15 protein-coding genes are annotated in these 26,801 nt (G+C 30.9%); 3 read left to right on the forward strand and 12 right to left on the reverse strand.

Annotated elements, in window-relative coordinates:
* Window positions 1-19: 19 nt before the first annotated feature.
* The 4 genes from DIS07_RS02280 to DIS07_RS02295 all read right to left on the reverse strand — a co-directional run bounded on the left by DIS07_RS02280 (window position 20) and on the right by DIS07_RS02295 (window position 8,250).
* Complete coding sequence (locus tag DIS07_RS02280; protein WP_235869074.1) at window positions 20-1,423, reverse strand: cellulase family glycosylhydrolase; 1,404 nt, start codon at window positions 1,421-1,423, stop codon at window positions 20-22.
* 138 nt (window positions 1,424-1,561) lie between these two features.
* Entirely contained in the window at window positions 1,562-3,136 is a 1,575-nt protein-coding gene (locus DIS07_RS02285; protein ID WP_109403594.1) for a RagB/SusD family nutrient uptake outer membrane protein, read from the reverse strand.
* A 12-nt stretch (window positions 3,137-3,148) separates the two neighbouring features.
* The gene (locus DIS07_RS02290; protein WP_109403595.1) at window positions 3,149-6,199 is read right to left on the reverse strand and encodes a SusC/RagA family TonB-linked outer membrane protein; all 3,051 of its coding nucleotides are present in this window, start codon (window positions 6,197-6,199) and stop codon (window positions 3,149-3,151) included.
* A gap of 320 nt (window positions 6,200-6,519) precedes the next feature.
* Window positions 6,520-8,250, reverse strand: a complete 1,731-nt coding sequence (locus DIS07_RS02295; RefSeq protein WP_109403596.1) for a sulfatase family protein — start codon at window positions 8,248-8,250, stop codon at window positions 6,520-6,522.
* 172 nt (window positions 8,251-8,422) lie between these two features.
* Here DIS07_RS02295 and DIS07_RS02300 point away from each other — a divergent pair, with 172 nt between their 5' ends.
* Entirely contained in the window at window positions 8,423-9,301 is an 879-nt protein-coding gene (locus DIS07_RS02300; protein WP_109403597.1) for a hypothetical protein, read from the forward strand.
* Between the two features lie 63 nt (window positions 9,302-9,364).
* Here the strand turns inward: DIS07_RS02300 and DIS07_RS02305 are convergent, their stop codons facing one another.
* The 3 genes from DIS07_RS02305 to DIS07_RS02315 form a co-directional block, all read right to left on the reverse strand.
* Entirely contained in the window at window positions 9,365-11,050 is a 1,686-nt protein-coding gene (locus DIS07_RS02305; protein WP_109403598.1) for a GH39 family glycosyl hydrolase, read from the reverse strand.
* A 156-nt stretch (window positions 11,051-11,206) separates the two neighbouring features.
* A complete protein-coding gene (locus DIS07_RS02310) occupies window positions 11,207-11,968 on the reverse strand; it encodes a 3-keto-disaccharide hydrolase (RefSeq protein ID WP_235869075.1) in 762 nt (253 codons plus the stop codon).
* Window positions 11,969-11,994: 26 nt separating this feature from the next.
* Complete coding sequence (locus DIS07_RS02315; RefSeq protein WP_109403600.1) at window positions 11,995-13,818, reverse strand: tetratricopeptide repeat protein; 1,824 nt, start codon at window positions 13,816-13,818, stop codon at window positions 11,995-11,997.
* Between the two features lie 128 nt (window positions 13,819-13,946).
* On the opposite strand from DIS07_RS02315, the gene DIS07_RS02320 reads away from it, so the two are divergent.
* Window positions 13,947-14,360 (forward strand): c-type cytochrome, encoded by a 414-nt coding sequence (locus DIS07_RS02320; RefSeq protein ID WP_181374512.1) that lies wholly within the window; start codon window positions 13,947-13,949, stop codon window positions 14,358-14,360.
* Window positions 14,361-14,398: 38 nt separating this feature from the next.
* A complete protein-coding gene (locus DIS07_RS02325) occupies window positions 14,399-15,712 on the forward strand; it encodes an FG-GAP repeat domain-containing protein (protein ID WP_109403849.1) in 1,314 nt (437 codons plus the stop codon).
* 46 nt (window positions 15,713-15,758) lie between these two features.
* Here DIS07_RS02325 and DIS07_RS02330 read toward each other — a convergent pair whose 3' ends face one another.
* From DIS07_RS02330 to DIS07_RS02350, 5 genes are all read right to left on the reverse strand, one after another.
* Complete coding sequence (locus tag DIS07_RS02330; protein ID WP_235869076.1) at window positions 15,759-17,408, reverse strand: sulfatase; 1,650 nt, start codon at window positions 17,406-17,408, stop codon at window positions 15,759-15,761.
* A complete protein-coding gene (locus tag DIS07_RS02335; RefSeq protein ID WP_109403603.1) occupies window positions 17,362-18,306 on the reverse strand; it encodes a T9SS type A sorting domain-containing protein in 945 nt (314 codons plus the stop codon). The genes DIS07_RS02330 and DIS07_RS02335 overlap by 47 nt, the downstream gene beginning before the upstream one ends.
* Window positions 18,307-18,379: 73 nt before the next feature.
* Window positions 18,380-21,247 (reverse strand): alpha-L-rhamnosidase, encoded by a 2,868-nt coding sequence (locus DIS07_RS02340; protein ID WP_109403604.1) that lies wholly within the window; start codon window positions 21,245-21,247, stop codon window positions 18,380-18,382.
* 112 nt (window positions 21,248-21,359) lie between these two features.
* Window positions 21,360-24,212 carry a glycosyl hydrolase gene (locus DIS07_RS02345; protein WP_109403605.1) on the reverse strand — a complete coding sequence of 951 codons (2,853 nt, stop codon included), beginning with the start codon at window positions 24,210-24,212 and terminating at the stop codon, window positions 21,360-21,362.
* Between the two features lie 137 nt (window positions 24,213-24,349).
* The gene (locus DIS07_RS02350) at window positions 24,350-26,779 is read right to left on the reverse strand and encodes an ABC transporter permease (RefSeq protein WP_109403606.1); all 2,430 of its coding nucleotides are present in this window, start codon (window positions 26,777-26,779) and stop codon (window positions 24,350-24,352) included.
* Window positions 26,780-26,801 lie beyond the last annotated feature (22 nt).

Here is a 26,801-nt window from a genome sequence, read left to right on the forward strand (position 1 = left end):
TATTTTCTATATCTAAATTCTAAAAATTTCGAAGTCCCGGTACTATTTTTATGTTGTACTTTTTATTATTCTCCGGCCACTTAAAAACAGTTAATTTTTGAGTTTTTTCATCCCAAATAAAATCTGAAGGATTAGAGTTTTTGGTTGTTTTATGCAATTCTAAACCAACATTTTTTAGAGGATTATAATACATAATAAAGTCATTATTTATGATGATAGAAAATCCATCAGGGTAATGCCTGTTTGCTCCAATAAATATTTTTGAAACTCCTTTACTATTATCAGCAATGATATTGATATCTAATTCTCTTTTCGCAAAATTAAAGAAGAAGGATTGAATATCTCCAGCAATTGCTTGTGGAAAAGGTCTTGAAATAACATCTGTGATATACTTTCTTTCTACTGTGCCTGCATCTGTTTTATCGCTAAAAATAGACCAAGTTGACGGCCCTGGTTTTAGAAAATTTTGCATAGTTCTATTACCTAAAAACCAAGCTTTTATAGAACCTACACCCATTCTATCAAAAACTTCTGCAGTTCTAATATACATTTCTCTATATTTTAACTGTCCCCAATTGCCAACTAAAGTGGTATCTGTAACCGCAAAAGTTGGAAAACCCCATTCACCAATTAAAATTGGCGCTTTTAACATCTGTGATTCTCTATCAAAACGATCCATATTTTTTTTAATAAAATCTACATTACTTTGGTAAATATGAGGTGCAAAAATGATGTTTTTCCTATTGATTGGGGATGATATTTCTGCATATTGATTGTTGTCTATTTTCTCACCTTTATTCATAAAAACAGACTGAAACAGAATCTTTTTATTTGGGTTTATCTTGTGGCTTTCATCAATGATTCTTTGGTATAAAGGAATGAGATATTTGTCTGTTAAAACTTTATATGAAATCTTCATTTTTAATTTTCTGGGCTCATTCACGATATCGTAACCTAAAACATAAGGTTCATCTTTAAATCTTTCCCAAATTACTTTCCAAGCATTAATATAAGTTCTGTATTGATAGTCGTCTTTATTCTCCCAAAACTCTTCCCAAACAAACTTATCAACCCCATAAACTGTCATTTTAAAAACTGTTTTTATATCCTGTTTTTTACCTAATGCAACTAAAGAGTCTAACTTCAACAAATAATTGGGTTCTACCTTACCTCCTGGAAATTCGCTTACTTTACCCAGTTCCAAACGCACAACTTGATGGTTGGCACCCATTCTCACCTGTCTTGCATAATCATCGCTATTAAAAAAGACTTCTCCTTTGTGATCATTGGTATTTATTACAAAGCCTCTAGGAATTATGTGTCTACCTTGCTCATCTCTTAAACCGTGTTTTATTTGAGAAAATGATTTTACAGTAACAAAAAGTAATAATATAACTAAGCTATTTAAAAGAATTTTATTCATGAGAAAACTTTTAATAAAATTACGCTTTTAAAAATCCTCTCCTATCCTGCACAGTACTGAATATTAGATTAAAAAAAGAAAGCCGAAAGAAAAATTTCTTTCGGCTTTCAATTCAAATAAATCAATTCAAACTAAATTCTATCTATATCCATTGTTTGTTGGATCTGACTCTAATAATTTTGGATTTAATTCTAATTCTTGTAAAGGTATAGGCAATTTAACATGATAAGGTTTAATGTTAACATTTGGTTGCCAGAAACGGTATTGCAAATTCTGAACAACATCTAACAAAATACCCCATCTAATTAGATCATATCTTCTATGACATTCAGCTGCCAATTCCCATTTACGCTCATCATACATAGCTTCTCTAAAACCAGTTTGACTTACACCGGTAATATCCCAATCAGCTTGATTATCATAAGCTCTCTTTCTAATAGCATGCATATAATTTAATGCTTTTGCTGTTGGACCGTTTAATTCGTTTTCACATTCAGCTGCCATTAAGTAAACATCTCCTAAACGAAAAACCATTCTATTATCTGAGTGATTAAAACGAGGTGATCTATCTAACTCTAAGTTCCAAAATTTAGCCATGTATGGAAATACTAAATCAAAACCTAAATAATTATCGACAATATTTAATTCTCTTCTTTTATCGTTTAATGGAAACTTTGCTGCAAAATCTTTAGATGCAACCTGTAAACCTGTTCCATTAAAAGCTTCTCCTCTAGCTTTAAGAGCTGCACCTAAAGCACCTCTCTCACTAGTATTAAGAGGCTCATCTCTTAAACGAGGATTAAACATACTTGGTCTCCAGTTATTATTACCTGCAAATGATCTACCTGGGAATGCTGGGTCAAATTGACTATTAATATCTCTGGCAAAATCTAAAGACCAAATAATTTCAGCATTATATTCATTAAACTGATCGAACACTTCATTATAAGTAGGTAACAGAGCATGAGGTGACTGATTAATAATTTCTTCAGATTTAGCCAAACCTAATTGCCATTGCTTCTGCTTCATATAAATTTTTGCCATCACTATTGCCGCAGCCCATTTCGAAGCTCTACCACTTTGATCTCCTGTATATGAATCTTGTAAATTATCTTGTGCAAATTGTAAATCTTCCAAAGTTCCAGTAAGAATAGTAGCTTCATCAGTTCTACCTAATTTACTAATTTCCTCAAGTGTAAGTACTTCAGTGTAATAAGGTGCTGCCCCCCAAAGGTTAGTGATATGCCAATAACATAAACCTCTAATAAACCTTGCATCTGCAATAATATCTGTTCTAACAGCCTGAGTTCCTACAGCTTCATTACCTGTAACTCTATCTATAATTAGATTTGCGTTTAATATAATTCTATACAAATCTTTCCAAGTATCAGAAACACTCATCTTTTGAACAGAAACATCTGCCAAAGCTTCGTTTAATGTGTAATTTCCAATTGGCTGCACAAAATTAGCAGCACGGTTAGGTTCTATAATATCAGCTCCATTATCATAAAAATGATCTAACCCTACCTGTCCATATATGGAATTATTTTTTAAAATAGCGTACATACCTTGAACAGCTTGTCTTGCGTCATTTTCTGAAGCAAAAAAGGTATCGGGAGATATTAACGACTTTGGGTCCTCTTCCAAAAAGCTTTCACAACTAATACTTGTGAAAATTATGAAGATGTATATAAATATTTTATTTGTTTTCATGTCTGTTTGTTATTAAAAAGTTACGTTTAAACCAAATGTTACAACTCTTGGGTTAGGATATTGAGCACTTAAATAACCTTGAGCTATATTACCTAATCCAGTTCTACCAAAATTACTTGCCTCTGGGTCTATTAATCTTGTTTTAGATAATAAAAACAAATTAGATCCAGACATGTAAAAAGTTGCATTCTTAACACCCTTTAAAAATCCTATTTCATCAACAGGGAAATTATACGCTAATCTAACTGTTTTTAGACGTAAATGTGATCCATCTTCAACATATTCTGAGTTTGGCGGAGTATTTGTTACAGAATCTGCACCTGCTCTTGGAATATCAGATGTTGGATTGTTTACTGTCCAACGATCACGCAAATCTCCAAATTTTACAGTCTCTCCACGATTAAAATAATTATTACGCATATTTAAGTTAAACACTTCATTCCCTAAAGTTCCTTGAAAGTAAAATGAGAAATCCCAATTTTTGTAAGAAAATGAATTTTCAAATCCAAAGATTAAATCTGGAAAAGGACTACCTAATACTACATTATCTTCAGTTGAAATAATTTTATCTCCGTTACGATCCTCAAATCTTGATCCACCAACTACTTGAGCTGTTAAACCAGATGCATCAATTTCAGCTTGACTTTTCCATGTTCCTAAATAGTTAACTCCTGTATATACCGGAACTGATTCTCCTACAATTAAACGTGTATTACCAGATCCTATAATTGGATCAACAACCACATCAATAAAATCAACACCTCCAAGGTCTAAAATTTCATTCTTATTAGATGATAATGTTACAGTAGAATTCCAACTAAAATCATCAGTTCTAACATTCTTAGTATTTACTAAAAGTTCCCATCCTTGATTTTGTAAAGATCCTACGTTTTGTAATTGACTAGTAAATCCAGTTTGTCTAGGTATGGTAACATCTAATAATAAATCATCTGTTTTCTTGTAGTAATAATTGAATTCAGTAAAAATTTTACCACCTAAAAATGATGCCTCTACTGCAACATCAAAGGAATTGGTAGTTTCCCACTTTAAATTAGGGTTTGAAGGTCTACCCAATGTTAAACCAGGAACTTCTGTTCCATTAAGAGTAGTGTTTGCTCCTGTTAAAATACCAAATGTTCTGTAAGGACCAATAGCTTGATTCCCTGATCTACCCCAACTTGCTCTTAATTTTAAATCTTTAACAACATCTTGGTCTTGCAAAAATTCTTCTTCTGAAATTTTCCAAGCAGCTGCTACAGAAGGGTAAAACTCATATTTGTTACCTTTTGCAAAACGAGAACTACCATCAGTTCTTCCTACTAATGTTAATAAATATTTATCTTTATATGTATAGTTTATTCTTCCAAAAAACGATGCAATTTGAAAACCTGAGAATGAACTACTTACCACAGATCTCGTTGGATCTGAATTCCCTAAACTATTAAATCCTGTAGCATCACTAGTAATTCCAAAAGCTTCTGCTTCCGTAATTTCAGTAGAAGCTTTTTGAAAAGAAGCTCCTGCAAGTGCTGTAATACTGTGATCTTCATCAATTTCCGTACTATATTGAATTGTATTTTCGTTATTCCATCCAGTACTAGCTACAGTACGCACACTAGCACTTCCTTGTCCAGTATCTCCTACTGAAAGTAAATCTGGTGCTTGACTAGATCTAAAAATGTTTCGTTTTGTATTATTAAATTCTGGACTAAATGTAGAACGAATTATCCAATTTTCTGCTGGTTTATATTCTAAGAAAGCAGTGGCTAGTAAATTATTTGTAAACGTTTCGTTTGTATTCAATTCTCTATTAGCAATTGGATTTGAAAATGGAGACCCTACAACATCATTAAAACCATTGTAAGAACCATCAGGATTATAAACAGGTTGTGTACGTAAAATACCAAAAGCAGCTTGACTATAGCTAGCCAAAGCATTATCTTGTTCTAATCTAGAATAGTTTATTCTAAATCCAGCTTTTACTTTATCACTTATCTTAATATCTAAATTTGATCTAAAAATATATTTTTCTAAACCAGAACTTTTTACAATACCTTCTTGGTTGAAGTAATTAAAAGAAGTATAGTAGTTAACATTATCTGAAGCTCCAGAGACAGAAATATCTGCATTATAAATTAATGCTGGTCCTAATACCAAATCTACCCAATCGTTATCTGGATAAGTAGATGGATCATTAGGAAATGGAATTGCAGCAGATCTGAACGCAGCACTTTCATTTGTAAATGCTATTTGTTCTGCTTGAGATAATCTGTCTGGTAACTCAGGTAAAAATTGTATACTGTTAAATAAGTTTAAACTAATTTGAGGTTTTCCAGAACCTGTACTTTTACCACTTTTAGTAGTTACTAACACAACACCATTTGCCCCTCTAGAACCATAAATAGCGATAGAAGAAGCATCCTTTAAAATCTCAATAGATTTAATGTCATTACTGTTAATATTGTTCAAGTTAAAGTTAGTCCCAACTACAATACCGTCAATAACCCAAAGAGGTTCATTACTACCTGTAATAGAATTACCTCCACGAATTCTGATAACAGTACCAGCACCAGGAGCACCACTAACTTGTGTTACTTGTACTCCAGAAGCTCTACCTTGAAGCGCCTGATCAACACGCGCAACAGGCGTTTGAGTTATACTTTCAGCTTTTATGGTAGAAACTGAACCTGTTAAATCTGATTTTCGTTGAGTACCGTAACCAATAACAACAATTTCGTCTAGTTGGTTATCTGCGTCTAAAGTAACATTAATTACTTTTTGATTTCCAACAACTACTTCTTTAGTAGAGTAACCTACATAAGAAAAAACTAAAGTTGCGCCGGAATTAACATTAATTGTATACTTCCCGTCGAAATCTGTACTTGTTCCTTTTGTGGATCCTTTAACCGAAACTGAAGCTCCTGGTAGAGGTTCACCTTCTGCTGAAACAGTTCCTGTAACAGTCTGTGCATTTGCCATAGCTATTGAAAAGAAACTTACAATAGCGATAAAAAAGAAACCCTTTAAGTTAGGGGGAATCTTAAATGTAATTTTTGAATTCATAAATTATAGTGTGATTTGTTAATTATTACGCAAAATATTTATTAAAAAAATACATACTGTCCTGTACAATTATGTTTCTTCTAAAAAGTAAGTATCTAACAAAAGAAAAAAAACAAATAATTTATGCTAAAATCCAAAAACAAATAATAATATAAATGATTGATAATTAAGTATTTATATTTTTTAAATAATACGAACAACACCTAGGTCATTAGTCACTTAAATAAAATTATTTATTTTTTAAAAAAGGAGTTAATAATTTATGAAAACAGAAAATAAAAAAGAAAAAAATTTACATATTAATAATAATTGAAATAACTTTACTTCAACATAGCAATCTCAAACTTTAAATCTTTAGATGGTAAAAACCCTATTCTATGTGCTTTCACCAATAAAACCTTATTAGATTTCACATCAAAAGGCTCTGAATAAACTTTCCAACTATTAGAATTCTGGTCTATTTTATAACCAATAGAAGCCCCTTTTGTATCACAACTAATTGCAATTTTACCGTTTTTTAAAGTTACTACAGGCTTAGCTGTTTTTGGCTTTGAATTTTCACCTTTCCATAACCTTTTTACGAGCTCTGTTTCTGGTAAATTAGGATTATCTCCAATATCTGCTAACCATCTATCCATTTCGTTACTTAATTCAGTTAGCTTTTCATTATATTTAGGGTTTTCGGCTAAATTATTTAACTCAAAAGGATCATTAATACAATCGAATAATTCTTCTTTTGGTTTTTGCTTTCTAAACCACTGCTTTTGTATATCATTTAACTTCCCTTCTTTTTTTAACTTTAACAATTCTTGCATTGATGGTATACGCTCTCTATAAGCAACAGGAAGGTAGTATCCTTGATGTGGTCTGTAATTTCTGATATATTTAAATTGTTTGTCTTTAACAGCTCTAATTGCATCTGTGAATCCATCAAATCGATCGGCAGCTGCATGAATGTATTTGCGTTTATTCTTTTTATATTTTCCTAAAAAAGCTTGACCTTGAAGATGTTCTTCAGGTTTCTGGTTACTTAGAGAAAGTAAAGTTGGTGCAAAATCAATAAAACTTAATAACTGACTATCTTTAGTACCGGCACTCTTTTTATCAGGAAAACGAATAATCATGGGAGTTTTTAAACCAGAATCATAAATCAATCTTTTTTCTCTTGGTAAAGGACCTCCATGATCTCCATAAAAGAAAATAATAGTATTATCTAACAATCCATCTTCTTTTAATTGCTTTAATACCGCACCAACCTGTTTATCCATTTCTGCGATATTATTATACAATTTCCACATATCTCTTTGAACAACAGCATTATCTGGTAAATAAGGTGGTACCTTAAATTTAGTATGCTTAGGAATATGAATAGGAGTTTCTGTTTCACTCATCCTATTTTTAGCATGAGATTTTCCTTTATTTTTCCAATTGTATGTTCTATCACCAGATTGATAATGTCTTGTTTCTATTTCTCTAAATCCATATGGTTCGAATAAACCAGATTCATGTGTTTCTGTAAAATTAAATACAGCAAAAAAAGGTTGATCTTTTTTTCTGTTTCTCCAGTGAGCATAAGGACTACTTTCATCCCAAGCTGTAACTGGAGGTACAAATTGATAATCTGTTTTATAATTATTACTACAATAATAACCTTGTTTACGAAGTAACTCGCTTATCATTTTTACTTCTGCCGGGGGTACAGCTCCATATTTTGGTACTCCAGTAACCTCACTGTAAGAAGTAGTACGCATATGATTAGCACCAATACTAGAAGGATACATACCAGTAGCAATAGCGGCTCTACTTGGAGCACATACTCCAGAAGTAGAATATAAATTTGGATAAACCACCCCTTCACTAGCTAATTTACTTAAATGTGGAGTAACAATGGTTGAATCTCCAAAAGAAGGAATGTAATGCCCCATATCTTCAGTTACTAACCAAAGAATATTAGGCTGTTTAAAAGTTTTAACTATTTTATCTTCTTTTTTACAACTAAAAAGAAGTAAAAAAGATATGAATACATAAAGAAAATGTTGCTTGGTTTTCATTTTTTGGTACTTTAATAAAAATTAATGCAATGTAAACTTTAATAAGAACTTAAGCGTCCTTTACTGTTATGATTCTTTATCATAATAATTTTAACTACTATTTATTTGACAGGATACCACAGGGCACTTAAACTATTTAATGTCTATAATTTTATCTAAAACTTAAAATAAAATGAAAAAACTATTATTAATTGTACTTATAACACTTTTTTATACTGATAATTTTACAGCTCAGACGATTAACCCTCCAAAAGGAAGAATTGCGATTGTTGCTGACGGTAATTCTCCTGACCCAGATGACTTAGGAGGTACAGCTATTAGTATTTCTTTAATAAAAGCCGCTGGTTTAGAAGATAGGTTAGTACATTATTCTCATAGTTGCGATTTGGTAAGAGATGATAGGATATCGGAAAAAGCTGAAAAAGAGCGCCATCATTTAATGCAAGTAGCATGTGATATGACAGCAAGACGTTGGGAAGGTTTTAATCACTTAACATTTTTCGATGCTATATGGCAAAAAGAAGAAACTATTAACGATTTATGTTGGGCAATAAATGCTTCTACAAAAGACAATCCTTTATGGATTATTGAAGCAGGAGAACCAGATATTATAGGAATGGCTTTAAAAAAAACACCTAAAGAAAAACACAAATTTGTAAAGATTATTACTCATCATCCAGCGAATGACAATGCAGGAGATTTTTTTAGTTGGCAACAAATTTTAGATTTTGGTATAGAAGAAGTAAGAATTCCAGACCAAAATATCAAACTAAAAGTATCTTTAGAAAAATGGGATTGGGCTAAAAATCATTCAGACTCCCGTATTCAACTATTGTGGACAATAGGTAAATTAGCCGAAGTTGATGATGTTGTAAAATTTCAAAAAGGAAAATGGGATTGCTCTGATGCAGGAATGATTTTATATTGGATTACTGGTGCTAATGTAAATAATGGTTTAAAACAAGGAACTGTTGATGATGTTAAAAAAATACTATTAGATTATATTTCTAAAAACCCAGAAAAGAAAAGAGGTCCAAAAAAGAAAAAATAAAACCAAAATAAAAAGCCGATTTAGCATAAAAATCAGCTTTTTAATTTTATAGTTTATACAACTCTATTCTGGTATTAATTCTATTAACTTTACCGAATGAGGTGCTAAATCTACTTTAAACATTAAAGCACCTTCATACTTTCCTATAATAGAATCTTTAACTGTTAATGATAATCTAGATAATTGTTCATACTTAGATAAATTATTATCTAAAACATTTTTCCATCCATCTTCAAAACGATCAGAAGGTCTGTTACCATAAATACGTCCGTCTGTTTTTTCTCCAACACCAGCGCTTCTGACATCACTATAAAGTTGATGCATTAAAACACTATTATTTTTGTCAATAGTCCACTCGTTCATCTTCCATTTTGTTACATTAGAAATTTGACTACCTTCTAATTTGGGATAATAAGTTTTTGAATTTGAACTATTTCTAGTGGTGTTATGATTATATAGCAATACATATATTTTACCGTTATTAGAAACAGGAATAGCACCTGAAAAACCTAAAAACTTGCCTGAAGTAGACATTCTAGTGCCTCCTTCTAATTTTAAAAACATTTCTGTAACACTTCTTCTTCCTGTAGGTAAATCACTTGATTCTAATTCTTGCCCCCAATCGTAAATTTCAGTAACATTATATTGATAGGCTAAATCAGCTATTGTTGCATACCAACTAGCTCCTAATTCTGTACCATCACTTAAGCTTAAACCCCTTTTGCCATTATCTCCTCTTAAAATTCCGAATTCTTGAATATCAAAAGGAATATTTGCAAATTGAGGATAACTATTTAATTTATCTCTATAAGGTTTTACTACATTTTCAAAACGTACTTCTTTTTTATCTAACTTTTCGTAATAAGAAAGTGCAAAAAAATCCATTTTTGTTCCTGTTTGTCCTGTTGCATAATTTGTTCCTTGCGCACAGTGATCTATAATTTCAGTACTAAACTTACCTACTGCTCCTTCTGTTAATAAATTTCCAGGACCAACAATGGCATCTGGTATAACTTTTAATATTTCATCTACTGTAATATCATAATGTTTAAAATACTCTTCTTTAGTTCCTCGCCAATGATGAGGGGTATAATTAGGTTCAGTAGCTATTCTAAAACGCCAAGATTTTACTTCAAAAACACCAAACTCATCCACCAAAGCTTGCATGTACGCATTTACATACTGCCTCCAAATATCATAATCATTTGGAGGTTTAGAGTTTCCATAAGTATCATCTACTCTTGGTAAACTCATCTCCCAAGGAACATTATCTAAAACAATTCTTGGTTTAAAACCAGTGAGTCTAAAGTTTCGTAAGCTACTTAGTAATTCGCTAAAATCTGTGATAATTTTACCTGACCCATCTACACCTTTATAAAAAGCATTTTTACCATCTGTTCTACCTCCCATCATTCTAACCAAATTATAACTTTTTACATACTGTTTTATACTAATTAAAGAATTTCTAAAACTAGCTCCATTAAATCTAGATTGATTAATCATTGGCCTTGTAGACCAAAAATTATAAAAAAGCCCTTCAGTTGAACCTGTATTTATTGTTACTATTTTGTCTGGATCTACTTTCGAAAAATCAATACTCACCCCCAAATCCACATTATTATCGTCATCAGTATCATCTACCAATACCTCATCTTCTAAAAAAGGATCATCTTTAGAACAGGAAACTATTGTCACGAATGTTATAGAAAGTACAAAAATTAGAACTTTTAACTTATCAGCTATTTTCATAAACATAGAATTAATATATAGAAATCAAAAATACACCATAAAATATTGATTGTAATCCTGTAGTCTACTGATACTAATATTAATTCTTTTTAATTATAGTGACTTTCTGAAAAAACTGAATCTACTTGAGAGAAAACAACAGCTAAATAATACTGTTTATAGTTTTTTTAATAAGATATTCTTATACTCAACCTTCATTGGAGGACCTACATGTACTTGAACACCAATAAAACCTTTGTTACTCATGTTTTTAGTGTCCAAATCGGTAACATCACTCATTAGAACACCATTTACAAAGTGTTGCATACGATTGTCTTTTACAACTAAATGCATGGTATTCCAATCGCTATCTTTAATGGAAGATTTTAACTCTTTTGCGTCTCCTAAAGAACCAACTACATTTCTTGTTTGCCAGCAATTCCTTTTTACATTTTTTCTAAGGTTAGTTAAAGGAATACTATCTGGCATAGATTCAATAATTACCTTCTCACCAATGTAGGCCAAAGTAGTTCGCTTTTTCTCTTCGTAATTTTGTCCTGTATATTTGTTTTTACCATCAATATCAGATTGATATCCTCTTAATGCAAAAGGAAGGTTATCAATTTTTTCGCTCCTGTAATTCACCCCACTATTTCCAGATTTTGAAATTCTATATTCTAATTTTAACTCAAAATTAGTAGGTTGTTCTTTATTGTAAATAATAAAAGAGTTTCTATTTAAAATAGTTTCTGATGTGACCTTTCCAACTAAGACACCTTCTTTTACAGACCAATAAGTTTTATCACCGTTCCATCCTTCTAAATTTTTACCATTAAAAATGGATTTGAAGTTATTATCGCTTTTATGTTTACAGGATAGAAAACATAATAAAAAACAAAAAAATAAAGTATAACTTGTTAAAGGTAAAATTCTCATCATCTTTATAGTCTTTTAAAATTTAATCGTTAATTAGAATTAACAATCCTTTGAAACTTACTTAACATAGCTTCTAGGTTTGAAATGTATTCTTTAGGAAATCGAGCGCTTTTAGCCACCCCTATGGTTTTATGTATATAATAAAGTGCTTTACCTTTTTCATTTAATTGAAAATAAGACATCGCTAAAGACTTACCGGCTGCAACTTGTGTTTGGATATCGGATCTAAAATTTATTAATGCTCTCTCGCTAAATTCTCTGGCTTGCTTGGAATTTCGCATGCTTTTATCTGGACAATTAATTAAAAAAGAACCATACCCTTCTTGAAGAATTGGGTTATTAGGTGAAAACTCTAGAGCGGCTTCATATAAATCAGCTAATTTTTTCCACATTTTATTATTTTTATAATAATCTGAAAGATAATTAATTATAAATACCTGATCCGGAACATCATTAAATGCTTTTTCATAATACACTATAGCTTCTTTTTCATTACCAGCATTCTTAGCAAGAATACCATTAAAAAGATTTATTCGAGGGTTGTTAGAATCAACTCTTTTTAATTTGGATAAATATTTATTTGCTTTAACCATATCACCAGACTGAATAGATAAAAATGTTGCTCCACCTAATACCGCAGGGTTATTAGGGTACTGTTCCAAAAATTCATTCATTAAGCTTAGTCCCTTTTCTTTCATACCAAGCCTTTCAAAAAATATTCCTGCTAATCTAGATTTTGTTTCTGGCTTTTCACTTTTACTCTTTTCAGCGGTTAAGAAGTATTTTTTTGCTGAACTTTTTAAACCTGAATTAGATAAACCTTTACCAACGTCAATTAACTCTTTATAATCATCTTGAAACGCTTCTATGTGATTCTCTATATAGGGCAAAGTTCTTCGTGCCATATTCATAGATATATAAAGCCTAATAGCTTTAGAAACAATATATTTACTCTCCGGAACATTTTTTAAACCAAAGTTTACCAAATCTAAAGCCCAAAGTAAATTGCTACTTCTAATTGCGTCTTCAATTTGTTTTAGCAAATACGTTTCAGATCTAGAATAAAAACATAACTTGTCTAATAAAGGATCTGCTGGTGGAACATAATCTTCTAAGTCTTTAGATCGGTCTGAATAATATTTGCTCAACTTCTTATCTCCTTTTTCAGCGTGTAAAACACTTAGTTGTTTATAGGCGGGACCAAATGAAATATTACTAGAAATCAAGATTTTTAGCTGCTTTTCAGCCAAATTAATTTTACCTACACTAACATAAAACTTTGCCAACTCCAAACTAGCATAAACTGGTAACGGAAAATAAGACCTTCTTTTTGTGTCATTTAACACAAAATACTTCTTATTCATTCCAGACAATTTTTTAAGTATTTGCAAAAACTTATCTGACTTTCCAATTTGACTATAAGCATCAGCTTTGTAATATAAAGCCATGTATAAATTGGGCTGAATAGCCAAAACGTTATCAAAATTCTTAATCGCGTTTTCCGAATCACCAAGTTCTCTTTTTAAACATCCTAAGTAATAACTCCATTTCCATTCTTTGGGGTCACGTTCAATAGCTAGTTGGTAGCATACTTCTGCTTCTTTAAAATAATTATTGGCATGATAAACCATTCCCAACTTTCCAAGATTATTAACAGATGGTTTACTTAAAGTTTTATCATTAGTTTTTGTAATATATTTTTGAAATGATATTGATGTTTCGTTTAAACCTGAAATTTCAGGGAGTTGTTTAGCGTATTGACTATCAATATAATTGTTGATTAAAAAATATAATAAAGCCAATACTACAACAACGATAAAGGAGATATTAAAAAATTTATTTTTTCTGTTCATTACGAATCAATTAATTTGCTAAAGTAGCAAAAACATAGGTTAGCATCAATAAAAATAGAGAATTAACACGCTTTAATTTTTAAATTTACTTACTTTTATATCCGTGTTTATGAAAATAAAATTCTGTGTTGTATTCTAAGAAAATTCATTTAAAAAAAGCTACTTATTTTTTACTTATATCCGTTACAGCTTTTGTTTTTAGTTGCAAAGATTCTAAAGAAAAAATTAATCTAAAAAAAGGGCAAGAATTATTTACTTCGGTTGGCTGTGCAACTTGCCATTCATTATCTGGAGATAAAGATAAACTTTACGGACCTTCTTTAAACGCAATTTTAGGTACTAAAACTAAAGTTATTCGAAATAATAAAGAGTACTCTTTTTTTATTGATAGAAACTACATAAAAAAGTCCATCATAGATCCTGATTACGAAAAACCTCTTTTATTTAAGAGTAACAAAATGCCAAAACCTAGTCTTACAAATTTTGAAGTAGAGTGTATTACTGACTATTTGATAAGTATTAATAATAAATCAATAGAATAACTATGCTAAAAAATAAGTTCACCTTTCTACTAAGTTATATGCAATTAAAAAAGTGGTTATTTCTAAATATTCAAATCACTCTCCTTTTTCTATTTTCCTTTTCAGTTTTACTTGTTAATTGTAAAAACAAAGAATCAAATACCATTAAACAACCCAACAACTTAGTTGAAACTAAAAATAAATTAGCTGCAGATATTTCAAAAAAATTTACCCCAATAGCCATTGGTAACTCTTTCCAAGAACCTCCTCAAATATCAAACCTTGCAGTTGATGATGTTAACCAAGACGGTTTACTAGATGTTGTAGTATGCGATATTAAAAACAATACAATTTCAGTAATTAGTCAAGATCCAAAAAACATATTCAAAGAAAAAATAGTTGCAGACAATATAAAAGCACCTTCTCATGTTCAGGTTTTTGATTTTGACAATGATGGAGACAAAGATTTAATTGTAGCGCTACTGGGTATGTTATTTCCAAATAATGACAGAATCGGCTCTATTATTGTTCTTGAAAATGATGGGGAAAATAATTTTACCAAACGAATAGTTATTGAAAACATTGCTCGCGCTGCTGATGTAAGAGCTGGAGACATCGATGGTGATGGAGATATTGATTTAGTTACTGCTCAGTTTGGTTATGACGATGGAGAAACTTCATGGATAGAAAATTTAGGTAATTGGACATTTAAAAATCATAGCTTACAAAATCTTTCTGGTCCTATAAATGTAGAATTAATTGATATTGATTTTGATAATGATTTGGATATTATTTCTTTGGTTACGCAAGAATGGGAAAAAATTTATTGTTTTGAAAATGACGGTAAAGGCAACTTTGAATCCAAACAATTATGGGGTTCTAGTAATGAAGATTTTGGGTCTAGTGGTATTTCAATCTCCGATATAAACAAAGATGGCAAACCAGATATATTATACACAAACGGAGACGCTTTCGATTATTTACCTCCATTACCAAGACCTTGGCATGGTGTGCAGTGGCTTGAAAACTTAGGTAACTTAAAATTTAAATACCATCATATTACCAATTTTCCAGGTGCTTTTAGTGCAAGAACATCTGATATTGACAAAGACGATGACCAAGATATTTTTGTTGTAAGTGGATTTAATTATTGGGACAAACCAACCGCAGAAAGCTTAGTATTGTTAGAAAACGATGGTAATAATACTTTTAAAAAACATACCATTGCAAAAGCTCCAACACATTTAATTACTCTAGAATTGGGTGATTTTAATAATGATGGATTTATGGATATAGTTACTGGCGGTATATATGTTTACCCTCCTTTTGATAAATTAGAACGTATTACACTTTGGATGAATAAAGGTGAATAATATACAATACTTTTAGAATCAAAAAATTGGATCTATTGAAAACTAATTAATCTTTTATAACTTTACTTTTCCACCAATTTTCATTGGGTTTAAAATCTTTAGAAAGAACATTTAATCTATTTTTTTCGAGAGATTGCAGCTTTTTAGTTTTAATACTATTCAGTCGTAATTTTTGCTTATTCGCATCATATAACAAATCTTTCTTTGGATATTTAGCATGAACACTTTCTAACCATATCATTAATTGATTACTCATTTCTTTCACAATTTCAGGGTATTCATCAACTACATTTAATTCATCTTTTTCTGTTGATGGCAACTTAAATAATTCTTCTCGATCATCTTCCCAATAATGAATTAATTTCCAACCATTTTGTTGAATAATTGAAGATGGCTCACCACCTTGATTACCATAATGTGGATAATGCCAATACAATGGCCTATCAATATTTATTTCTCTTCCTTCTAAAATAGGTTTTAAACTAATACCATCTTTATGTTGGTTTTCTAAAAAAGGTATATTAGCTAAATCTAATAAAGTTGGATAAAAATCTGCGTGAGTAACAGGAAAATTAGAAGTTTTACCATTTGTTTTTAACCAAGGCACTTTAATAAAGTAAGGCTCTTTAATTCCACCTTCCCACTGATAACCTTTTCCTCCCCGTAATGGTAAATTACTGGTAGCGTAATTATCTCCAGAAGCTACACCACCGTTATCTGAAGTAAAAACAACAATCGTATTTTTATCTAACCCACTATCTTTTAACGCTTTCATTACAATTCCAACAGCAGTATCCATAGTTTCAACTAATCCTCCATAAATTGGATTATCTTGAACTTGACGAATAGGTAAGATACGCTCCATAATGTAACCCGAATCAGCGACTCCCATATGTTCTGCTTTTTCTCTATATTTTCTCCATTTTATTTCTGTAGTTTGAATAGGAGCATGTACCGCATAAAATGATAGGAAAGCAAAAAAAGGTTTCTTTTTATTCTTTGTGATAAAGTTTGTAGTTTCTTCTGCTAATCGAATTGTTAAATTTTCTCCTCTTTTCTTGTTTTTCAGTTTCGGATTATTCCAAGGGCTAAAAAAACCTCCTGCTGGCCCCCCTCTATGAAAACCTCCTTTGTTTATTTCAAAGCCATGGTCTTCGGGATAAGAACCTTTATCTCCCAAATGCCATTTTCCTGCAAAAAAAGTAGCGTATCCTTTATCTTGAAAAGCCTCAGCAATAGTTATATCTTGTTTAGGCAGAGAACGAACATAATCTGCAGGCAATAGTTTATCATATCTATTTCTTGCTCTCCAATCTTCATCAACTTTTGCACCTATCCAATCTGTAATTCCATGACGAGCAGTAAATTTACCTGTTAAAATACTTGCTCTAGAAGGACTACAAACCCTACTTGCAGCATAACCGTTTTTAAACCAAACTGAACGCTTTACAAGTTTATCTATATTTGGGGTTTCATAAAACTTACTTCCTGTAAATCCTAAATCATGATAACCTAAATCATCTACAAGTACAAAAAGGATATTTGGTGTTTTATGCTTCTTTATTTCTTCCTTTTTGCAATTAAAAAGAATAGTAATTGATATTAATAAAAAGCATTTATAAACTCTAGACAACTTAACTTTTAATACATTATAATTTAACAACTTTCTTGATAAAATGATTGTTTTTGTCATCATTAGAAATAAAGTAAACACCATTTTTTAAGTCGCTAATATCTATTGTTTCAATAGATTTTTCACTTTTAAATTTTCTAACAACAGCTCCATATATATTAGAGATTGTTAAGTTAGAATTTAAAGGAAGATTTTTTATTTGAATTTTACCTTTTGTTGGATTTGGGTAAATTTTTAATTCATTTTTATTTAAATCATTTGTTGATAATGAAGCATCATAACAAGTAGATTCAGGATTATTTAAATTAAAAGCAGTACTGTCTGAAATACCGTTTTTTCTAAGCACCATTTTATCTATAAACAAATACGATGATCTTGCGTCTACTGTAATCGTATATTCTTTTGCTTCATTAAAAGTAACAAAAACTCTATGGGCAACATGGTCATTTGTATTGGTTACAAACCCCCAATCTAATCGATTACCAAATGCTTTGATAAAGTTTTGAGTAGAGCTACCTGCTGCACAAGTTAAATTTTCACTTGAGTTACAAAATGGTTTCGGGTATACTTTTGCGCCGTCTTTTATACCATAAAAATCTTCACCATCAACCTTTAACCAAGCATCATTATGCTCTCCTTTACTAGTACCTTTTCCTACTCTCATCCTCCATGCAAATCGATATGTTCCTGGATTGTTTATTTTTATTTTATAGACAATAGGTGCTCCAGAAAGTGCATTAAAAGATTCTGCTCCTGTCCAATGTAAATATGTTATCTCTTCTCCACTTACTGTTTCTGAAGCAATTTTCCATCTGCTATCGTTAATAATTCCAGACTCCATTTCAATGGTTATAATTCCATTTTTTTCCTCAAAAGGTAATACCCCATTACAAGTAGCTGTTTGAGCATACAATTGTATTGTCACAATTGAAAATATAAAAAGTAGAATGTTATTTTTCATAAAAAGATTTTTAAAATGATTTGTTCAAAATTAATTCACAAAAGTGTTTAAAGTGTCCTGTGGTATATTGATTTTATTTTGAGGTTCTTTGGTACTGAATTTCATATTTTCCTGAACCCAAAATTACATTTGACATTCCTTCAATTTTTACTTTATTTTTTTCTTTATAATCAACAAAAGACACTCTATTTATCTTTAAAGATTCATATTCTTTTTTATCTAATATAATTTTAGCTGTTGTGTTAAACGGCACTTCAACATTCATCGTTAGTGTATTATTTTTTGAACTCCAATTATTCTTAACATTTCCGTAAGGCGTAGGAACACTAACACTAGTGCTAGTAATTTTATTTGGAAACTCAGGGTTTACAATAATTTGTCTAAATCCTACTTTTTCTGTTGACGATTTTATTCCTCCTAAAGATTCATAAAAATAGGTTGCAAAACCACTATGCATTGGGTGATTTAACGAATTTGTTGGTCCTTCCATTTCTTCCCAAACAAATTGACGCTCTGGCCATGTTGTAAAACCAGAGTTCATCACATACGTCTGACTAGGAAATTCTGGTGTTGTTAAGATTTCATGTGCTAAATCTCCTTTTCCGTTTTCTGTTAACACGGTATAGATATATCTATTTCCATGAATTCCAGTTGAATGATGGCCTCCTTTTACGGCAACAATATCATAGGCTAAACCATTTACCACATTTTCTATTTCATTTTCTGGCACAATACCAAATTGTAATGCTTGTACAGTTGCTGTTTGACTCTGATACCATTTGTAGCTGGTATTAGGAATCGAAACTAAAAACTCTTTATTAAATGCTTTTTTTAAGGCTTCTTTTTCTTGTTTTATATAGGTTTCATAGCTAGCATCGTTATTCATTTTAGCAAATCTTTCCATAATACCTAACACGTCATAGAAATAAGCATTTGCAGAAATAATTGGGTCACATTCCATAGCTTTCGGATTTTTACGTCTGTCCCATCTTGGTGGACACCAATCTCCCATACCATCTTGCATAATTCCATTTTCTCCTTTGTAGTTCAAATAGAAATCTGTTAACCCTTTCATAGGTTCGTAGTAGTCTTTTACAATAGTTTCATCTCCATAAAACTTATAGTTATACCAAGGCAAATACATGGTAGCTACTCCCCAATCTATTTTTGCATAGGTAGATGTACGTTTTCCTGGAGCAATCATAGTTGGTACTAACCATTTTTTTTCTGGATTATTATGTCCTTTAGTAGGTCGCATCTGTGTTTTGATGTCTTCCATATATTTTTTATAGAAATCATACATATCATAATTGTACAACGCATACTCACAGAAAGCATGTGCATCTCCTAACCAACCACATTTTTCTCTATGTGGGCAATCTTCTGGAATTCCATGTACATTATCTACAATAGTCCATTTACTAATGCTATGCATTTTATTTAACAATTCATCCGAAGAGGTAAAATTTCCAGTTTCTTGAATATCTGTAGCCACCAAAACAGCTTTAATCATGTCTGCATCTGGTTTTCTAGAAATACCTGTAATTTTAGCGTATCTAAATCCATGATAACTAAATTTAGGTTCCCAAGATTCTAAATCATCTCCTTTACAAATGTACTTGTATATTTGAGCCATTCCGTTTGCTCCACCTCCTGTAGATCCTTTAAAAATATCTTTTCCATTTGTTAACAAGGCTTCTGTAGTAACAACTTCTATTAATTGCCCTTCTTTTTCTTTAACATTTAGTTTTACCCAACCCGCAATATTTTGACCAAAATCTACAATCCAGTTACCATCTGACCCTTTAAAAACTTTTTGCGGTTCAAACTCTTTTAATTTTTTAATTGGTGGAATTTGACTTGCACTTATTTTTTTAACATTAGGTGATGTTACTTTTGCATTACCCCATTTTGCATCATCATAGCCAACAGTATTCCAGTTACCCAATTCATAACGTGCATCGTATGTATCACCTCCGTAAATATTATTAAAAACAATTGGTCCTGTAGCTTCTTTCCAGTTTTCATCTGTATAAAAATCTGCTGATGTACCATCTGAGTAATTTAATTTTACCAAACAACGCACTGTTGGTTTCCCGTAAGAAACTCCTTTTTTATTCGATTCTGGATCTCTACTCCAAGAAATATTTTGTCCGTAAAATCCGTTTCCTAATATAATTCCGAAAGCATTTTTCCCAGATTTTAATTGTTCTGTAATATCATAATTTACATAATATGCTTGCTTATCGTAGTTAGACGGTGCTGGGTCTAAGACATGATCACCCACCTTATCTCCATTTAAATACAACTCGTAATACCCTAAACCACAAATATAAACTTGTGCATTTTCTACTTCTTTATCAAGCTCTAATTCATTTCTAAAATAACTAGCAGCAAAACCGTTTACTGCCTTTGACTCTTTCATATTACCTCTTTTATACCCTCTAAAACGATGCTCAGAAGTTCTCGTATCTTTATTTAAAGTAATCCATTTGGAATTTGCCCAGTTTTTAGAATTCATTAAACCCATTGTAAATTCTTGAACATCTGACCAGTTCGAAGATGAACCTTTTTCATCCCAAATTTTTACTTTCCAAAAATACGTTTGTAAAGCTTCTAAATCTTTTCCTTGATATTTAACAAATGTAGATTTGTTACTTGCTACTTTATCAGAATTCCAAATATCAGCATCGCTATCATTTAATTTTTCTTTAGATGATGCTACTAAAATATGAAAAGCAGATTGTGACTTATTGTATTCTTCTACATTTATAACCCAAGAAAACAAAGGCTGTTTACTTTCTATTGCTGAAGGGTTATGCTTTGTGTTTACTGATAAATTCTCAAAAGACATTGGTGTTTTTGAGATATAAACCTGTTTACAGGATACACAGAAAATAGCTAAAAGAACTATTGAAAAAAGAGATTGTTTGTTGATCATTAGATAAATCTTAAATTTATTTATTTTGTTATGATTCTATGAAAAAATAAAATTATTTGAATTTATTTAAATCGTTGTCCTGTACAGTCATGTTACTAATTTTAATTGAATATTAATATCTAACTAATATAACAGGCCCTTCCATTCCTGTAGAAACTTTGTCTTTATAATTTCTAGTCCATCTGTTTGTTAATGGATTATCTAGAGATTTGCAATAATTAGCTAACACAGTAGTGTATTTAATTTCTAATTTATTTTCTCCTTGTTCTAAATAATCTGCAATAGCATAAACCGCTTCTCCATACCAACGTTTGCCTACTTTTTTTCCATTTACATATAATTCTGTAACTCCTCCGTTTACATTTCCTAAATCTAAATGTGTATAATTAACGTTGTTATTTAAAGTAATTTTATAACTGATTTCTCCACCAAATGAACTCTGGTTTTTATCCTCAGATTTACTAAAATCAATCAATTCATTCATTTGCCAAGTAAGTATTTTGCCATCTACTCTTTTTCCTGTAACATTCCAAATTCCAGTAATTGCTTTAGATTTTTCAACTTTAGTTGGATTCATCATCGGAGTTTCTATTGGTTTTTCATTTTCAAAAACCAACAATAAAGACTCTAATGGTTTAAGTGAAATAGATAATTCATTGGTGTTTTTAGCATAATAGAATGGTTTTCTTTCTCCTGTTTCTGGGTTCCACACATAAGGATATTTATGATTTACAGGAAATTTAGCATTAAAGTTTGCACTGGTAAACCTATGTACATTTGTAAAAAAATATAGGTCTTTATCTTTAGTATATTGATGAATTTGATATACTTTTTTAGTAGGATTATCGATAATTACATCTGGAGTAACTTCAGATTTTTTAAGCAAGTTCTCTGTCCAAGTATATAATTGCGCTAACGAATTTGGTTGTTTTATTTGAATGATAGAGTTCGGTTTCTCTGCCAAAATCTTCTCTATAATTTCTTTTACACGGCTGTCATTCTTATCAAAATCTTTAAAATGTAATGACTGTTTAGGCAATTTATCTATTACCACAACTTTACCTCCAGAGTCAACAAATTTTTGAATTGAAAGAGCTGTTTCTGGATGAATAGATTTTAGACTAGCCAAAATCAACAATTTATAGCTCATATTTCCAAAAGAGATTTCACCATTTTCTATGGTTGCTTCTGTTAAAACTTTTTGATTGATATATTCGCAAGAATACCCTAACTGACTAATGGGTTCCCACATTTTATATAAATACTTTGGTTCTAAATGGAAAGGTGCTCTTGCCAAACCTTTGTCTCCCCATAAATCGGCAGTAGGTCCAAGAATAGCTATAGATTTATCGGCTTGAGAATTTTGAAATACCGCTGATAATCTTGCATTGTAATCTACCCAATTATATAGATGTTTCCACCAGGTATTTTGCTCACTAAAATAAGCTCCATAACGTATCCAACCTGGAAATGGCTCTTCTTTTGGAGAATAATTGTAACCGTGTAAAATAGAATGATTGATACCTGTGATAAAATTCATATCATCATGTTGCTTAATTTCTTCTAGAGTAGTTTTAAAAACACCTCTTGTATTGGTCATAACCTCAGAACTTACAATTTTTTTATTTGTTAAATGACCTCCAGCAGAAGCATACATATTCCAAGTCATATACCCATGACTTTGATTCCATTGCCATAAAGAATCTTTCATTGCCGCAGAATAAATCCAATTGTTACTTTCTGGAATGTCTGGTATCATATACCCATCTAACATACCCATTAAAAATGGCGTCCCATAAGCTTGGTATCTACAAAGTACTCCGTTTGCTTCACAAAAATCTTTATATGTTTTTGTAAAATTTTCTAAAAACACTTCTACCAATAGTTTATTGTAATCATATCGAACTCTTTTTAATTTATTTTTAAAGTCTACTGAAAAGTTCTTTGAATAGTGATCATCAGCATAATTACCTGTTGAAGCATAAAAAATAAAAGGCATCCATTGTGCCAATTTATAACCATAGGTTTTAAAAAAAATTGACTGAAAACCATCTGTCCAATTTGCGCCAGAAACCTCAATACTATCACAAAAAATAGCTCTAATTAATTGATTTAATGGAATACCAGAACGCTCCGATATTTTCTTTAACCTATTTAAATACGCTAAAGTCATTTCTTTTTTATAATGATCCATAACAGGACCTGCCCCTCCTGGAGCACCCAAAGTAACATCTCTAAAATTTTGCTGAATTAGCGAATAGCTTAAATAATATTCTCCTGAGTTTTCAATTATATAGTTTAGTTTCCTATTCTTATCTAAATGATCTAAAAGATTTATTACTTGATCTTTATCATTACAATTTTTAGGAATCAAAGCAAGACCAGCTAACCTATAAGTTGTTCTTTTACTTACATGCCTTTGAGCTCTAGTTTTTCCAAACTTTTTTTTATATAAACTAATTAAATGCTCTTCATCAACTTTAATAATATCCTTAGAACGATACTCAATGTAGTCTGACACCATTCGCTGACTCGTTTCTTCATCTTTTAAAAACTCTCCTCCAAATGGCCAACCTGTTCCAGCAATGATATCTGTAATCATACCCAAATCCTTGGCTTTTTTTGCAGCATGAACTACCATATCAACCCATTCATCACTCATCCAAACCAAAGATTTTTCGCTTTTATTAAAAGCCATTGGCATAGCAATTGGGTTTATTTCTACTCCACCGAAACCAACATTTTTAAGAGATTCTAATTGTCTATCAATCTCTACAGATTTAATTTTATTACCATTCCACCACCAACGCACAAATGGCCTAGCTTCTGCAGGAGGGTTTTGAAATTTGCTGAATAAATCTTGAGGTGCCGTTTTCTCAGTAAATTTATTATCACAGGATAGTAAAAAAAGTGATATTATAAATAAAACAACACTAGTTGTTTTTAATAAGTTAAGCAGCCTCATAAATAAAAGATTTTAGTTTAAAAACTAACCTTTAAGAATTAGTTTCTACTTAAAACAGATGAAATTTATAGCCTTTAAATATGAAAAACGTCCTGTACTATCATGTGCTTTTAAAATATAACTTTAACTATTTCATGTCATTCATTTTGCAATACTTCAGACAAAGTCATTTGGTACGCTCTTAAAGCCACAAGATGAATCACTAAAAAAACGATTATAAAAAGCACAATAACAGGAACTAAAAACATCCATATTTGCAACTCTATACTATTAATATAGGTTTTTAAAAACCAATTTTGATAACCATACCAAGCTAAAGGAATGGCAATTATTATAGCTATAATAATCTGTGAAGCAACTTCTTTAGCTAGTAACTTAGAGACATCCATTAATTCCGAGCCGAGGACTTTTCTAATACCTATTTCTTTCATACGTTGGCTAATAGTGATTAATATTAAGCCCACAATACCAATTACGGCAATTATAATAGCAAGTATTGAAAATAAACTAAAGACAAATAAGAACGTTCGGTCTGATTTCAAGGTATTACTTATCTTATTTTCTAGAGACAAATAATCAAAAGGTTGTTCTGGGAAATAGTTCTCATAAATGGTTTTTAACTTTTGAAGAATTTCGGTGGTATTATTACTAGCTACTTTTAAGATTAAAAAGGCTTTGTGACTATCGGTAAGTCTTAATACCGTTGGTACTGGTTCGTTTTTGATGGATTGATAATAAAAATCGTCAACAATGCCTATAATTTTAAACTCTTCATTTCTACCTGTTACAACAAAGTTATTAATAGCTTCTTCTGGTGTTTTATAACCAACACGTTCCATAGCTTTTACATTCATAATAATACTCTTGGTTCCAGTTTCTTTTTCGCCTTTCCTAAATAGTCTTCCTGCAAGCAGTTTTACATTGTAAAATTCTAGAAATTGGTCGTCTACAGAGAGTTGAAAATAACCATTTGAGTCAGTATGGTCGTAACCTTTTCTTCGACAACCAAACCAATGTTGAATTTCTTGACCAGGAATATCAGATGAAAAAGTAAACCCTTTTACTTCAGGAATTTGAGTTAATTCATCTTTCATTAACAGAATTTTACTTTGTAATTCACTCTGTTTTTCTCCTGTTTTGGGCGCTTTAATTACTATACTTTGAGCATAATTAATACCCATATCTTTTTCCATTAAAAACGTAGCTTGCTTGTATGCTATAAGTGTACCGCAAAGCAATACAACTGAAATTACAAATTGCAGAGTCACTAATAGTTTTCTAAAAAAGACTCCTTCGCGTTTGTTTTTAAATTTCCCTTTTAAAACAGTTACAGGTTTATAAGATTGTAATATAACTGCAGGATAAATACAGGAAATTATAATGCCTAAAACAAAAATTACAATAAATGTACCTAAGAATTTAGAGTGCTCAAATAAATTAAAATCGCCTATTTGAGTAATGGTTTTAAACCAAGGATTTAAAGCATAAAATAATACAATAGTTATGGCTAAGCAAAGTATGTTAAAAAGAAAAGCTTCACTTAAAAACTGAGTTATTAAATTCATTTTAGAGGCTCCATTAATTTTTTTAACACCTACCTCGTTGGCTCTTTCTATAGAGCGTGCTGTAGTTAGGTTTATAAAATTAATCCAAGCTATAATTAAAAGAAAAATAGAAAATCCAAAAAGAATACTTATAATTTTTCCGTTAACAGGAGGCTCCGATTCATATTCTATGTTAGAGGTTAAATGAATATCCTGCAACGGTTGTAAATAGTATGTATCTCTTTTGCCTTGCGAATCTAGACGCTTTTTATAATTAGCAGCTATCATTTCAGGAAGACCTTCTTTCTCTAGCTTTTTATAATCGCTATTTGGTTTTAGTTGTATAAAAGTACTGCCATAATCATAAGTCCAACTTGTTCTAATTCTAGGACGTTGTTTGTAAATGGTTTCCATAGAAAACAAAAAATCGGATTTTACAATCGAATTTTTTGGCATCTTTTTATATACGGCAGTTATCATGTAATCTTCATTACCATTTACTTTTATTGTTTTCCCTAACGGACGTTCTTCTCCAAAATAACGCTCTGCTGCGAGGTGTGATATTGCTACAGTATTTGGCGCTTTTAAAGGGTCTTTTTCGCCTTGCAATAATGGAATTGTAAATACTTCAAATATAGAAGAGGTTGCATAGTACGTTTTATCTTCAGAATAAATAATTTTGCTTCCAGAGGCATTGTTATAGCTTATGGTTATTTCATTTTTTGGAGTTATCCTCGCATGATTTACAACATCGCTATAATGTTCTTTTAACCATTTTCCGGTTGGTGGAAATGAATTGGCTGTTTTCCATAACACTTCGTTATTTTGATAACGATTGTAAGCAACACGATAAATATCTTTGGCATTTTCGTGATGGTTATCGTAGCTTCTTTGGTAATACACATACTCTAAAATAAACAAGGCACTTAGTATACCTATAATTAAACCAACTGCATTAATTATAGAAATAAGTTTATCTCTTTTTAAATTACGATAGAAAATATTTAGTTTGATAAAGTTCATTTTTATCTAGTTATTTAGTTAA

Source organism: Polaribacter aquimarinus (assembly GCF_003129485.1).
Lineage (GTDB): Bacteria > Bacteroidota > Bacteroidia > Flavobacteriales > Flavobacteriaceae > Polaribacter > Polaribacter aquimarinus.